Source organism: Streptomyces sp. NPDC088147 (assembly GCF_044741565.1).
Taxonomy (GTDB): Bacteria; Actinomycetota; Actinomycetes; order Streptomycetales; family Streptomycetaceae; genus Streptomyces.
Map to the genome: position 1 here is coordinate 1 of NZ_JBIUSY010000005.1, position 13,599 is coordinate 13,599.

Annotated in this window: 11 protein-coding genes; 1 reads left to right on the forward strand and 10 read right to left on the reverse strand. The window is 70.5% G+C overall.

The genetic code is table 11. The features are described 5' to 3' along the window. Positions 1–396 precede the first annotated feature (396 nt). Positions 397–1,404, reverse strand: a complete 1,008-nt coding sequence (locus ACIOGX_RS18065) for a stage II sporulation protein M (protein ID WP_401914276.1) — start codon at positions 1,402–1,404, stop codon at positions 397–399. 197 nt (positions 1,405–1,601) lie between these two features. Here ACIOGX_RS18065 and ACIOGX_RS18070 point away from each other — a divergent pair, with 197 nt between their 5' ends. After that, entirely contained in the window at positions 1,602–2,528 is a 927-nt protein-coding gene (locus tag ACIOGX_RS18070; protein ID WP_401914278.1) for an RDD family protein, read from the forward strand. 41 nt (positions 2,529–2,569) lie between these two features. Here ACIOGX_RS18070 and ACIOGX_RS18075 read toward each other — a convergent pair whose 3' ends face one another. The 9 genes from ACIOGX_RS18075 to ACIOGX_RS18115 all read right to left on the reverse strand — a co-directional run bounded on the left by ACIOGX_RS18075 (position 2,570) and on the right by ACIOGX_RS18115 (position 13,419). After that, positions 2,570–3,184 carry a hypothetical protein gene (locus tag ACIOGX_RS18075; RefSeq protein WP_384770302.1) on the reverse strand — a complete coding sequence of 205 codons (615 nt, stop codon included), beginning with the start codon at positions 3,182–3,184 and terminating at the stop codon, positions 2,570–2,572. 230 nt (positions 3,185–3,414) lie between these two features. Further along, on the reverse strand, positions 3,415–4,872 hold the full coding sequence (ahcY, locus tag ACIOGX_RS18080; RefSeq protein WP_356512843.1) for an adenosylhomocysteinase: 1,458 nt from the start codon (positions 4,870–4,872) through the stop codon (positions 3,415–3,417). A gap of 316 nt (positions 4,873–5,188) precedes the next feature. After that, a complete protein-coding gene (locus ACIOGX_RS18085) occupies positions 5,189–6,172 on the reverse strand; it encodes a cation diffusion facilitator family transporter (RefSeq protein WP_356512841.1) in 984 nt (327 codons plus the stop codon). An 88-nt stretch (positions 6,173–6,260) separates the two neighbouring features. Further along, positions 6,261–7,430 carry a mannose-6-phosphate isomerase, class I gene (gene manA / locus ACIOGX_RS18090; RefSeq protein ID WP_356512839.1) on the reverse strand — a complete coding sequence of 390 codons (1,170 nt, stop codon included), beginning with the start codon at positions 7,428–7,430 and terminating at the stop codon, positions 6,261–6,263. Between the two features lie 402 nt (positions 7,431–7,832). Next, on the reverse strand, positions 7,833–9,050 hold the full coding sequence (locus ACIOGX_RS18095) for an SIS domain-containing protein (RefSeq protein ID WP_401914281.1): 1,218 nt from the start codon (positions 9,048–9,050) through the stop codon (positions 7,833–7,835). An 82-nt stretch (positions 9,051–9,132) separates the two neighbouring features. After that, positions 9,133–9,315 carry a Trm112 family protein gene (locus ACIOGX_RS18100; RefSeq protein ID WP_046508144.1) on the reverse strand — a complete coding sequence of 61 codons (183 nt, stop codon included), beginning with the start codon at positions 9,313–9,315 and terminating at the stop codon, positions 9,133–9,135. Between the two features lie 282 nt (positions 9,316–9,597). After that, positions 9,598–10,962, reverse strand: a complete 1,365-nt coding sequence (locus tag ACIOGX_RS18105) for a phosphomannomutase/phosphoglucomutase (protein WP_401914284.1) — start codon at positions 10,960–10,962, stop codon at positions 9,598–9,600. Positions 10,963–11,142: 180 nt separating this feature from the next. Next, a complete protein-coding gene (locus ACIOGX_RS18110; protein ID WP_401914287.1) occupies positions 11,143–12,759 on the reverse strand; it encodes an L-lactate permease in 1,617 nt (538 codons plus the stop codon). A gap of 234 nt (positions 12,760–12,993) precedes the next feature. Then, positions 12,994–13,419, reverse strand: a complete 426-nt coding sequence (locus ACIOGX_RS18115) for a DUF3499 domain-containing protein (RefSeq protein WP_356512830.1) — start codon at positions 13,417–13,419, stop codon at positions 12,994–12,996. Positions 13,420–13,599 lie beyond the last annotated feature (180 nt).

Here is a 13,599-nt window from a genome sequence, read left to right on the forward strand (position 1 = left end):
AGACTCTTTCGTGTCCGATTCCCCGTCGGAGCGGGGCCGCCTTCCAGTTTTCCGCTTTCGCGTTTCCCTTTCCGGCGATTCCGACTCTATCAGATTCATTCGGCGTGTTCCGCCTCGTGAATTCCGATGACCTTCGGATTGGTCTTGCCTTTCGGCTGATCCGACTTTAGCAGAAGCATTCGGGCCGATTGATCGGCCTTGGTGGGTCTGGATGTCGAATCGAAGGGGCCGCATGGAAATTCGATTCCCGTCGCGAGCCGCATAGAAATGATCGATCGCTCTCGCAGTATGTCCTACTTCGAGGCAACCGTTCAAATCTACCTCCCCACATCAACCGTGTCAACGGTCGTTGTGGGGCGAAGAGGAGACTAACAGGTGTCGGGCGCGGTACGCACATCAAGCGGCGACCGGGAGTTCGGCGCTGCGGTCGGCGGCGTCCACGTCTCCCGTCTCGCCCGCCCGTACGGCCCTTCCGCCGAGGATGTAGACGTAGCAGAGGAAGGCCGCCTCAGCTGCTACGCCAATGGCGATCCGTGCCCATGTGGGCAGGCCGGACGGCGTCACGAAGCCTTCTATCAGGCCCGATACGAAGAGAACGAGCGCCAGGCCGATGGCCATGCCGAGCGCGGCGCGGCCCTGCTGGGCCATGGCAGTGCGGCGGCTGAACGGACCCGGGTCGATCAGGGTCCATCCGAGGCGGAGTCCCGTACCCGCGGCGACGAAGACCGCTGTCAGTTCGAGCAGGCCGTGCGGGAGTATCAGCCCCAGGAAGATGTCGAGGCGGCCGGCCGAGGACATCAGACCGATGCCGACTCCCAGGTTGAGCACATTGACGAAGAGGATCCAGACCACCGGGAGGCAGAGAAACGCGCCCAGGACGAGGCACATGGCGGCGGCCCGTGCATTGTTCGTCCAGACCTGGGCCGCGAAGGACGCCGCCGGATGGCTCGAGTAGTACGTCTCGTACTCACCGCCGGGCCTGGTCATCCGGCGCAGTTCGTCCGGGGCCGCGATCGCCGACTGGATCTCGGGGTGGGCTCCGATCCACCAGCCGATGACGGCGGCCAAAAGGGTGGAGAGGATCGCCGTCGGGATCCACCAGCGCCGGGAGCGGTAGACAGCAGCGGGAAAGCCGGCTGTCAGGAACCGGGTGGCGTCGCGCCAGGTGGCCCGGCGGGCTCCGGTGACCGTGGCACGGGCTCGGGCCACGAGCTGGGTGAGGCGCGTCGTGAGCGCCGGGTCCGGGGCGGTGGACTGGATCAGTGAGAGATGGGTGGCCGTGCGCTGGTAGAGAGCGACGAGTTCGTCGGCCTCGGCTCCGGTGAGGCGGCGCCCGCGGAGCAGGAGCTGGTCCAGGCGGTCCCACTCTGCGCGGTGGGCTGTCACGAAGACATCGAGGTCCATGGTCGGCTGCTGCTCCAGGCACTGGGTGCGTACGGTCCGTACTACTGCGCGGCCAGCGCACCGCTGCCATTGCCACCGGCACTGCCACTGCCACTGCCACTGCCACTGCCACTGCCACTGCCGCGACGCGCTGCGGGCCAGCTTGGCAGACTGAGGAGTTCAGGGGCAGGGAAGGTCCGGCGATGGGTGGGGCACCGGTGAATGAGCTTGTGACGGGCGACGCGGTGGTACTCGGGCTGCGCCCGGCGAGGCTGCCGAGCCGGGCGCTGGCGGTCGCGATCGATCTGGTGGTCGCCTGGACGGCTTATCTGATGGTGTCGGTCGGCATCGCTCTGTCGACGGGCTCCCTCGACGAGGCGGCGGTCATGGCCCTGTCCGTCGCCTCGTTTCTGCTGGTCCTGGTGGGCGGTCCGATCGCCGTGGAGACCCTTGGCCATGGACGGTCGCTGGGGAAGATGGCGTGCGGACTGCGGGTGGTACGGGACGACGGCGGGCCCATCCGGTTCCGGCAGGCGCTTGTGCGCGGGGCGATCGGGGTCGTGGAGATCCTGCTGTCGTTCGGGGTCATCGCGTGCATCGCGTCGCTGGTCTCGGCGCGGGGCCGGCGGATCGGGGATGTCTTCGCGGGGACCCTGGTCGTACGGGAGCGGGTGCCGGTGACGCATACGGCCATGGTCCCGCCGCCCCCGCCCTGGCTCGCGGGGCGGTTCGCCGAGCTGGACCTGTCCGCCGTGCCGGATGATCTGTGGCTCGCGATACGCCAGTACCTGACGCGGATGGGGCAGCTCGACGCCGGGGTGAGCTGGTCGATGGCCGAGCGGCTCGCGGGTGAGCTGGCGGCACGGACCGGGGCGCCCGCGCCGCAGGGGATCCCCTCGGGCGCCTATCTGGCCGCCGTCGTGCACGAGCGGCAGGCCCGGGACGTTCGACGGTCCTTCGGTGCCTCCCGTGGCCCGATGTCTGTGCCCAACCCGGCCCCGGGCTCCGCTCAGGGCGCGTTTCCGGCTCAGGCCGCCGCTCCAGGTCCCTTCCGGACTCCGGCTCCCGCACCGCTTCCGTCCACCGCGCCCGCGCCGTCCGAAGCGGGATCGCCCCCGGCCACCGGGTTCGCCCCACCGGCGTAGACATCGGGGCCGGGCAGGACACGCGTCGGGGCATCACGGCGTCAGGGCAGGACCGACGGCGGGGATTCCAGGTCTTCGAGCTCGATGCCCGGGGCCGAGAGCACCACGTCGCCGGCGAGGTGAACCGTGTGCTGTTCGCCTGTGTCCAGGGCGCTGACCTGGTACTCGTCCACGGTCAGGGGTCCGTTGTCAGTGCCGTGCGCTTCACTGTTCACCAGCGCCCAGGACTGATCGAGAGTACGGGGAGCGAGGACGGGATCCGTGAAGGCGACGAGGCGTACGCGGGTCGCGGGCGAGCCGGGGGTGAGACGCAGCAGTCGCGCGGTCGCGACGAGGAACGCGGGGGAGGTGCCGGTGAAGGCATGGGCACGGACGTTGCCTTCGGCGGCATGGGTGCCGGTGGGGTCGGTACGGACCCAGGTGACGCCGTCGAGTGCGGCACCACGGATCTGCCAGCTCGCGGCGTGGAGTTGAAGACGGATGGGGCGGCCGAGCTCGTCGAGGGCCAGATCGACGGAGCCGGAGTGGTCGCCGGAGGGGGTGGTGATCTGCGAGACATAGCGCCAGCCGGAGGGGCCGGGCGCGCAGTGGAAGTGTTCGTCACCGAGAGGAGCGTGATCGTGCGGATCATGGAGCGAATAACGGCCGCGGGGCATGGGGTCTTTCGGGTCCTTCGGGGCCTCGGCGTCTGACACCTTTCCTCGCCGCGCACGGGACAGGCCCCCGACACGGGGGTGCGGGGGCCTGTCCGGTACCGCGGGGGTACCCACGGAGCAACGGGATACCTACTGAGGACCGAGGTACGGGGCTGTCCGGCTACGAGCTGCCCGGCTGTATCGCCGTGCGGCGGGTGTACAGCCGGACCGCCCGTACCTCAGAGGGTGTGTCAGTAGCGGTAGTGGTCGGGCTTGTACGGACCGTCGACCTTGACGCCGATGTAGTCGGCCTGCTCGGGACGGAGCGTCGTCAGCTTCACACCGAGCGCATCGAGGTGGAGACGGGCGACCTTCTCGTCCAGGTGCTTCGGGAGCACGTAGACGTCGGTCGGGTACTCCTCCGGCTTGGTGAACAGCTCGATCTGGGCCAGGGTCTGGTCCGAGAACGAGTTGGACATCACGAAGGACGGGTGGCCGGTCGCGTTGCCCAGGTTCAGCAGGCGGCCCTCGGACAGGACGATGAGCGTCTTCCCGTCCGGGAAGGTCCAGGTGTGGACCTGCGGCTTGACCTCGTCCTTGACGATGCCGTCGATCTTGGCGAGACCGGCCATGTCGATCTCGTTGTCGAAGTGACCGATGTTCCCGATGATCGCCTGGTGCTTCATCTTGGCCATGTCCGAGGCCATGATGATGTCCTTGTTGCCCGTGGTCGTCACGAAGATGTCGGCGATACCGACGACATCGTCGAGCGTCGAGACCTGGTAGCCGTCCATCGCTGCCTGGAGGGCGCAGATCGGGTCGATCTCCGTGATGATCACGCGGGCGCCCTGGCCGCGCAGCGACTCCGCGCAGCCCTTGCCGACGTCGCCGTAGCCGAAGACGACCGCGACCTTGCCGCCGATGAGGACGTCGGTGGCGCGGTTGATGCCGTCGATCAGGGAGTGGCGGCAGCCGTACTTGTTGTCGAACTTGGACTTGGTGACCGCGTCATTGACGTTGATCGCCGGGAAGAGGAGGCTTCCGTCGCGGTTCATCTCGTACAGACGGTGCACGCCGGTGGTGGTCTCTTCGGTGACACCGCGGATCTCGGACGCCAGGCGGGTCCACTTCTGCGGGTTCTCGGTGAGGGTGCGGTTCAGCAGACGGAGGATGTAGCCGTACTCCTCGCTGTCCGCGGTGGCCGGGTCGGGGGCCGCGCCGGCCTTCTCGAACTCGACGCCCTTGTGCACCAGGAGGGTGGCGTCACCACCGTCGTCGAGGATCATGTTCGGGCCGCCGGTGGGCGAGTTCGGCCACGTCAGGGCCTGCTCCGTGCACCACCAGTACTCCTCCAGCGTCTCGCCCTTCCAGGCGAAGACCGGGACACCCTGGGGGTTGTCGGGGGTGCCATCGGGACCGACCGCGATGGCGGCCGCGGCGTGGTCCTGGGTGGAGAAGATGTTGCAGGACGCCCAGCGGACCTCGGCACCGAGGGCCGTCAGGGTCTCGATGAGGACCGCGGTCTGCACCGTCATGTGCAGGGAGCCGGTGACACGCGCGCCGGCCAGCGGCTGCGTGGCCGCGTACTCCTTGCGGATCGACATCAGACCGGGCATCTCGTGCTCGGCGAGGGTGATCTCCTTGCGGCCGAACTCGGCGAGCGAGAGATCGGCGACCTTGAAGTCCTGTCGGTTGGCGACAGTCGTCATAACGAGCTGCTCCTCGTAAATCGGGTCGAGGGTGGGTACGTGCGGCTGGCTCTGCGGCGGCGGGCATACGAATGCCCGGACCCCCGCGGCACAGTCCGTCGGAGGCCCTCTCTCCCTCGGCCGGTCCGCGACTGCGGGCCGCCCGACCGCCATCAGCAGCGACGTCTGGCTCTGCAGACGAATCTACACCGACCGGCCCACGGCCCCACAGCCGAACGGAAAACGGATCATGAAGTGAGCACGGATGCACCATGGGGATCACGGAGTGGAGCCGGAGGTGGAGCCGGGGAGGGCGCCGGAGTGGAGCCGGGAGGGTTCAGGACTCGGTGGTACCGCTGGGGGCCGGACTGGCCTGGTCCTTACCGGGGTTGGTGCCCGCGGCGGCGGCCGACTCGCTGTAGATGTCCGGCTCCAGATAGATCACGCGGGCGATCGGGACCGCCTCGCGGATCCGGGACTCGGCGGCGTTGATGGCCTGGGCGACCTCACCGGCCGTGTCGTTGTGCTCGACCGCGATCTTGGCGGCGACCAGCAGTTCCTCGGGGCCGAGGTGGAGCGTACGCATGTGGATGATGCCGGTCACCACATCGCCGTCGACGAGCGCGGTCTTGATCTTCTCCACGTCCTCGGTGCCGGCGGCCTCGCCGAGGAGGAGGGACTTCGTCTCGGCGGCCAGTACCACCGCGATCAGGATGAGGAGGATGCCGATGCAGAGGGTGCCGATGCCGTCCCAGATGCCGTTGCCGGTCCCCAGGGCCAGCCCGACACCCGCCAGGGCGAGCACGAGACCGACGAGCGCGCCGAGGTCCTCCAGGAGCACGACGGGGAGTTCGGGGGCCTTGGCGCGGCGGACGAACTCCGTCCAGGAGAGCGAGCCGCGCGTGACGTTCGACTCCTTGATGGCCGTACGGAACGAGAACGCCTCCGCGATGATCGCGAAGACGAGCACACCGACCGGCCAGTACCAGGCCTCGATCTCGTGGGGGTGCTTGATCTTCTCGTAGCCCTCGTAGACGGCGAACATGCCACCGACGGAGAACAGCACGATCGAGACGAGGAAGGCATAGATGTAGCGCTCACGGCCGTAGCCGAAGGGGTGCTGCGGGGTCGCCTCGCGCTTCGCCTTCTTGCCGCCGAGAAGCAGCAGCCCCTGGTTGCCGGAGTCGGCGAGGGAGTGCACGCTCTCCGCGAGCATGGACGACGAACCACTGAAGAGGAACGCCACGAACTTGGCTACTGCGATCGCGAGGTTGGCGCTCAGCGCCGCCACGATCGCCTTGGTTCCGCCTGACGCGCTCATTGGGTGCGAGGTGTCCCTTCATCGGTGCTGCGGCCCTGGCGCCGCGGTACGGCGGGACATTGTTGCAGCCGCCGGGGCGGCCGGCGCATCAGACCACCACTGTGGCCCGGAACACGGTGCCCGTACCGGACAGTTCGGCCTTCTCGCCCGCCGCGACGAAGACCGAGCCGCCCGGGGCCAGCTCGATGTCGTTCGCCAGCGGTGCGCCCGCCGTGCAGAGCAGGATCTGGGGCGTCGCGGCGGTGAGGTCGCGCGGCTCGGCGCCGGGCGCGAGGGCGTAGCGGGAGAGCCTGAACTCGTCGATGGGCGTCTCGTACAGCTCCTCGCCCGTGGGCGACGCCTCCGGGCGCAGGACACCGGGCTCGGTCGCCTCGAAGCGGACGATACGGAGGAGCTCGGGCACGTCCACGTGCTTGGGGGTGAGCCCGCAGCGCAGGACGTTGTCCGAGTTGGCCATGATCTCGACGCCGAGGCCGTTGAGATAGGCGTGCGGGACGCCCGCGCCGAGGAAGAGCGCCTCGCCCGGCTGGAGTTGTACGTAGTTGAGCAGCATGGCGGCGATGACACCCGGGTCGCCGGGGTAGTGGTGGGCGATCGACACGTACGGCGCGTAGTCCCCGCCGAGCCGCTCCGCCGCCGCGGCGGCCGCGGTGACGGTGGCGGCCATCTCGTCCGGATCGGCGGTGAGGACGGCGGTCAGCACCTCCCGCAGCGCGGCCTCTTCGGGGTGGGCACGCAGGAGATCGACGTACGGCTTGAGCGAGTCGACGTCGAGCCGCGCGAGCAGTTCGGCGGTCGCCTCCGGGGCGCGGAAGCCGCACAGGCCGTCGAAGGGGGTGAGCGCGCAGATCAGTTCGGGCTTGTGGTTGGCGTCCTTGTAGTTGCGGTGGGGCGCGTCGATCGGGACACCGCGCCGCTCCTCCTCCTCGTACCCCTCCTTCGCCTGGGCGAGGTCGGGGTGGACCTGGAGGGAGAGCGGGGAACCGGCGGCGAGGAGCTTGAGGAGGAACGGCAGACGGGGGCCGAACTTCCGGACCGCGGCGGCGCCGAGTTCCGCCTCGGGGTCCGCGTCGATGACGGTGGAGAGCGCCTGTTCGCCGGAGACATGGCCCCGGTCGAGACGGGACGGGGCTCCCGGGTGGGCGCCCATCCACATCTCGGCCTGGGGCTCACCCGTGGGAGCGGTGCCGAGCAGCTCCGGGATGGCGGTGGTCGAGCCCCAGGCGTAGGGGCGCACGGTGTTGGCGAGGCGGTCCATGGAGTGAGCTTTCTCGTACGGGGTGACGGAACGGCGGCGTGCGGTGGCGGCACGGATGTGGCGAGGGTGAAGGTGTGGTGAGGGTTGGAGGTGAGGTGAGGACGGGGATTCGGGGATTCGGGGATTGATGGATTCGGGGCTGTCGGTCGGAGGGCTCGGGGCCGAGTCGCGCGGGACGGTTGTACGGGTCGAATCGCGTTGTACGGGTGGGGTCCAGTCGCGTCGTACGGGCCGAGTCGCGCGGCCGGGTTGTACGAGCCGGGCCGGCTCACGGGTCATGCGCGGCCGGGGTCCGGCTCGCGCGACGACGAGGGCCGGGGGCGGCTCACGACAATCGCGGCCTGGTCCGGCTACGACCACCACGGCCTGGTCCGGCTCACGGCCGCCGGGGCCGGGTTCGGCCTACGCGGGGGCGGCCCCCGCGAGGGCCAGATAGACCGTGGCGAAGTCGGTGACGGCGACCAGCTCGGCGAGGGCCTCCAGCTCGCTGCCCTCTTCGGGCTCCAGCTCGCTGATGGCCGTGTCGTGGCCGAGCGCGAGTTCGCGGGCGGCGGGGGCCGCGGTCAGTCCGCCCGCCGGGCGGTCCCGGAGCAGGACGACACGGGCGCGCCACGCCTGCGGCTCCTCGACCCGGTCGCGGAAGAAGTCGTCGGGGTCGGCGGCGCCGCCCGCGAAGTGTCCGGCGAGCAGCGCGCTGTGTGCCGGGAGGGCTTCGGGCAGTTCGGCGGCGAGGGCCGGGCGGCCGGTCAGTTCGGCCAGTACGGCGGCGAAGCGCCGCCCCGCCGGGGCGGCGGCCTGGCCCTCCGTCCAGATCAGCGGGAGGCTGTCGGCCAGCTCGGCGGCGAGGGTCTTGGCCGGGTTGCTGTAGGTCGCGACGGCCGGGCCGCAGCGTTCGGCGGTGCGGTCCAGTCGGTCGGCGACGAGTTGGAGGGTCTCGGCCGGCGCGGTGAGCAGCCCGACGCGGTCCAGGAGCGCGAGCAGCGGGACGAGCAGGGCCCAGAGCGCGCCGGGGCCGGCCGCCGGTGTCTCCTCGGGCTCGTACCACTCGTCGAGGCCGGACCTGCCCGGTTCGCCGGCCTGTCCGTACGGGCCGTTCTGGCCGTACGGGGTGCTGTTCTGGCCGTTCGGTGCCGTCGCCATCGGGACCATCAGTCCGTGCGTCCCGCCGACGACCTCGCTCAGCGGCGACTGACGCGGGGCGACGGCGACGACCGTGCAGCCGCGGCGGTACGCCTGTTCGGCGAGGAGCGCGAGGCCGGGCTCGCTGCCCTCCGTGGTGGCGATCAGCAGCAGATCCACGGGGCCCGCCCAGCCCGGGAGCGTCCAGCGGAGCGCGCCCGCCGCGGCGGCGACGCCCGTGGGGCGGAGCCGGGTGACGGGCGCGGCGCTCGTGGTGAGCGCGGCGATCAGGTCGGCGACGCCGGTCGCGGCGGCGCCGGAACCGGCGATCAGTACGGCGCGTGGACGGCCTTCCGGCGCGAGTCCGGTGATACCGGCCTCCGCGGTGTGCCGGAGGGCGGTGCGCACTCTCGCTCCGGCCTCCGCGGCGCCACGCAGCAGACCGGTGTGGTCGGCGAGGGCCAGAGCGTCGGGAGCGTCGAGCAACGACTCGTCGAGCATGGGGTTGGGCCTCCGATCGCCGGGCGCGGGCCTCGCGGGCACGGGGCGTTGACGCGGGGCGTTGTGGGCAGCGCTTGCGTGGTCAGGCGGGGCGGCGTGCCTCGTCGACGAGAAGGACCGGGATGTCGTCCCGTACCGGATAGGCCAGACCGCAGTCCTCGCCGGTGCAGATCAGCTCGGGGGTGTCGGCCGCGGTGCGGTCGCTGAGCGGCGCGTGGCAGGCCGGACAGGCGAGGATCTCCAGAAGACCGGCTTCGAGCGGCATGGGATGGGGTCCCTTCGTGCGGGTGGATCGGGCCATGTCAGCGTACCGCCGGGCACTGTCCGCCGGGGACCGCCGGCCGCCCCGGGCCGGACCGGGCGGTTCCGGTCACTGCGGGCCCGACGGACCGGGCGGGTCCAGTCGCCGCCGGCCGGACCCGGCCGGTCGCCGTACGGTCCGCCGTCTGCCGTCGCCGTCTGCCGCCCGCCGTATGCCGCCCGGACACGCCCTGACCCGCCCTGACCCGCCGGGACACGCCCTGACGGCACACGGCCGCGCGCCGGGCTACGCGCGGATCAGCGCCAGCGTCTCGTCCCTGACCCGCTCCATCGTCGCCTCGTCGCGCGCCTCGACGTTCAGGCGCAGCAGCGGCTCCGTGTTGGAGGGACGGAGGTTGAACCACCAGTCCGCCGCCGTCACCGTCAGCCCGTCCAGTTCGTCGAACGTGACGCCCTCACGGGCGGCGAAGGCCGCGCGTACCGCCGCCGTGCGGGCGCGCTGGTCGTCGACCGTGGAGTTGATCTCTCCGGAGCCCGCGTAGCGGTCGTACGAGGCGACCAGCTCGGACAGCGGTCCCCGCTGGCCACCGAGCGCCGCCAGGACGTGGAGCGCGGCGAGCATGCCCGTGTCGGCGTTCCAGAAGTCGCGGAAGTAGTAGTGCGCGGAGTGCTCGCCGCCGAAGACCGCTCCGGTACGGGCCATCTCCTGCTTGATGAAGGAGTGCCCGACGCGGGTGCGTACGGGCGTGCCTCCGTGTTCCCTGACGACCTCGGGGACCGACCAGGAGGTAATCAGGTTGTGGATGATCGTCCCGCCCGGGTACTTGGCCAGCTCACGCGCCGCGACCAGGGCGGTGATCGCCGACGGCGAGACGCCCGCGCCCCGCTCGTCGACGACGAAGCAGCGGTCGGCGTCCCCGTCGAAGGCGAGTCCCAGATCGGCGCCCTCGGCCAGGACGCGGGCCTGGAGGTCCACGATGTTCTTCGGGTCCAGCGGGTTGGCCTCGTGGTTCGGGAACGTGCCGTCCAGCTCGAAGTACATCGGCACCACGTCGAGCGGCAGGTCCGCGAAGACCGTCGGTACGGTGTGCCCGCCCATCCCGTTGCCCGCGTCCACGACGACCTTCAGCGGGCGGATCGCCGAGACGTCGACGAGGGACAGCAGATACGCGGCGTAGTCCGTGAGGGTGTCCCGCTGCCTGAGGTGGCCGGGCTTGGTGACCGAGGCCGGAGCGCCGTCCGTCAGCCAGCCCTCGGCCAGCGCGCGGATCTCCGCCAGCCCGGTGTCCTGGCCGACCGGCGCCGCACCGGCCCGGCACATCTTGATGCCGTTGTACTGGGCCGGGTTGTGGGACGCGGTGAACATCGCGCCGGGCAGGTCCATGTCCCCCGACGCGTAGTACAGCTGGTCGGTGGAGCACAGTCCGATGATCGTGGCGTCGGCTCCGCGCGCGACGGCGCCCCGCGCGAAGCTCGACGCCAGACCAGGCGAGGAGGGCCGCATGTCATGGCCGATCACGATCGCCTCGGCGCCGGTGACCTCGACGAAGGCGGCGCCGAAGAGTTCGGCGAGCCGGTCGTCCAGTTGATCCGGGTACACCCCTCGCACGTCGTACGCCTTCACGATCTGCGACAAATCGGCCACGGCCAACGCCTCCAGAGGTTCCTGTCACCGCGGTCTGCACGGTCTGCTCGGTCTGTTGCGATCCGCACCGTCCGTTGCGATCCGCTGCGGTCGCTTCAAACTACCCGCCGGACACCTGTCGACGGTCCGGCGGCCAGCCGTAAGTCCCTAGTCCTCGGCGACGCCTGGGCAGCGCGTCCGGCAACGTCAGGGAAGCATCCACCCGAGCACGGCGGTGCTCTGCCCCAGCACGATGAGACACATCACCAGCAACAGGCCCAGGCTCCAGGGCAGTACCTTGCGCAGCAGATCCCCTTCCTTGCCCGCGAGTCCGACCGCCGCGCACGCGATCGTCAGGTTCTGCGGGGAGATCATCTTGCCGAGCACTCCCCCGGAGCTGTTCGCCGCCGCCAGCAGTTCGGGCGACAGGCCGGACTGGGCCGCCGCCGTCACCTGGAGCGCGCCGAAGAGTGCGTTGGCCGAGGTGTCCGAGCCCGAGACCGCGACGCCGAACCATCCCAGGATCGGCGAGAGGAACGCGAGTCCCGCGCCCGCCGCGGCGACGAAGTGGCCGATGGTGCCCGCCTGTCCGGACAGGTTCATGACGTACGCGAGGGCCAGTACGGAGGTGACGGTGAGGATCGCGTACCGCAGTTCGTACACGGTCGCCGCCCACTCCCGCGCCGCGTCCTTCGCGCGTACGCCGAGGACGACGGCCGTGAAGAGGCCCGCGAGCAGCACGAGCGTGCCGCCGGTCGCGACGAGGGGCAGCGAGAAGACATTGGCGCCGACGCGGTTCCCGTCCGGGTCGGCGACATCGAGCAACGGCCAGTCGAACACCCGCGTCGCCTTGGCCAGCGCCTCCTTGACCGGCGGGATCTGGGCGATGGAGAAGATCACCACGATCAGTGCGTACGGGGCGTAGGCGCGCAGCACTTCGGGGCGCGGGTCCTCGCGGTCCAGGTCCTCGCTCCGTACGCCCGTGAGGACGGAGGCGCGTACCGGTTCCGACGCGGGCCTGCGGGCGGAGGGTACGGCCACCAGCGCCGCCGCTCCGGCCAGCGCGGCGCCGATGTCGGCGAGTTGGGCGGAGACGTAGTTGGCGGCGAGGAACTGCGCGGCGGCGAAGGCGACTCCGCACGCCAGCGCGGGCAGCCAGGTCTCGCGCAGCCCTCGCCGGCCGTCGACGAGCCAGACCAGCACGAGCGGTACGACGAGCGCGAGCAGCGGGGTCTGCCTGCCGACGACGGAGGCGACGGTGTCCAGCGGCAGATCGGTGACCTGCGCGAGCGTCACCACGGGGGTGCCCATCGCGCCGAACGCCACGGGCGCGGTGTTGGCGACGAGCGAGACGACGGCGGCCTTGACCGGGGAGAAGCCGAGCGCCACCAGCATCACCGAGCAGATGGCCACCGGCGCTCCGAAGCCCGCGAGCGCTTCGAGCAGCGCGCCGAAGCAGAAGGCGATGACGAGCGCCTGGATGCGGGGGTCGTCGGAGAGCCGCCCGAAGGAGCGGCGCAGGATGTCGAAATGGTGGGTACGGACCGTCATCCGGTACACCCAGAGGGCGTTGACGACGATCCACATGATCGGGAAGAGCCCGAAGAGCGCTCCCTGGACGCCTGCCGAGAGGGTCTGGCCGAGGGGCATGCCGAAGACGAGCCAGCCGACCAGCACGGCGACGGCGAGACCGATGACGCCCGCGCGGTGGGCTTTCATACGGAGGGCACCGAGCAGGATCAGTACGGTGGCCAGCGGCAGGGCGGCGACAAGGGCGGAGAGGGCGAGCGAGTCGGCGACGGGTTCCAGTTGCTGTACGTACACGACAGTCCTCCGGATTCCGCGATACGGAAATTGATCTCTCACGAGTGGAGGAATGGTCGTGTCCGCGCCAAGGTGAGGTCAATGGCCCGTACAGGATCCGCACCGGAAAGCCCGAAAGAACGCCAATCAGAGGCGCAGGGACTGTAGGGGCGCACAGCTCAGGGCCTACAAGCTCAGGGCTTACGGCTCGGGGTTACGACTCAGTGCTTACGGCTCAGGGTTACGACTCCGGGCTTACGGCTCAGGAGAGCGCAGCACCCGCAGATGCCCCCGGCGCCCGGCCTCCGTCGGATCCGCCCCGCGCGCGCCGTTGCCGCCGCCCCCGGCCGCCCGCTCCTGCGGGCGCGCGGCTTCACGTACGGCGTTGGCGAGCGCCTCCAGATCGTCACCGCTCGGGCGCGCCGGAGCGGAGCCGTCCGTCAGGCGGACGACCTCCCAGCCGCGCGGAGCGGTCAGCCGCTCGCTGTGTTCCGCACACAGGTCGTAGCAGTGAGGCTCGGCATAGGTGGCGAGCGGGCCGAGGACCGCGGTCGAGTCGGCATAGACGTACGTCAGTGTCGCGACAGCAGGGCGGCCGCACGCGGTGCGCGAACAGCGACGTACAGGGCTCACGATGTTGGACGGTACCGCACTCTTGAGCGGGCTGCGACGACTCCCCACCAGGTCACTCCCCCGTGTCGCGGCGTGATATCCCACTCAACTTGGCCGGAAGTAACTGCCCTGACCTGCACGGGAAGAAGAGTGATCGAACGGCGACACTCCGTTACGTGGTCACGACTTGGGGCAAAAGCCGTCAAGGGCGGCGAGAGCGGTGATCGTGCGGACGCCTGGAATCGAGCC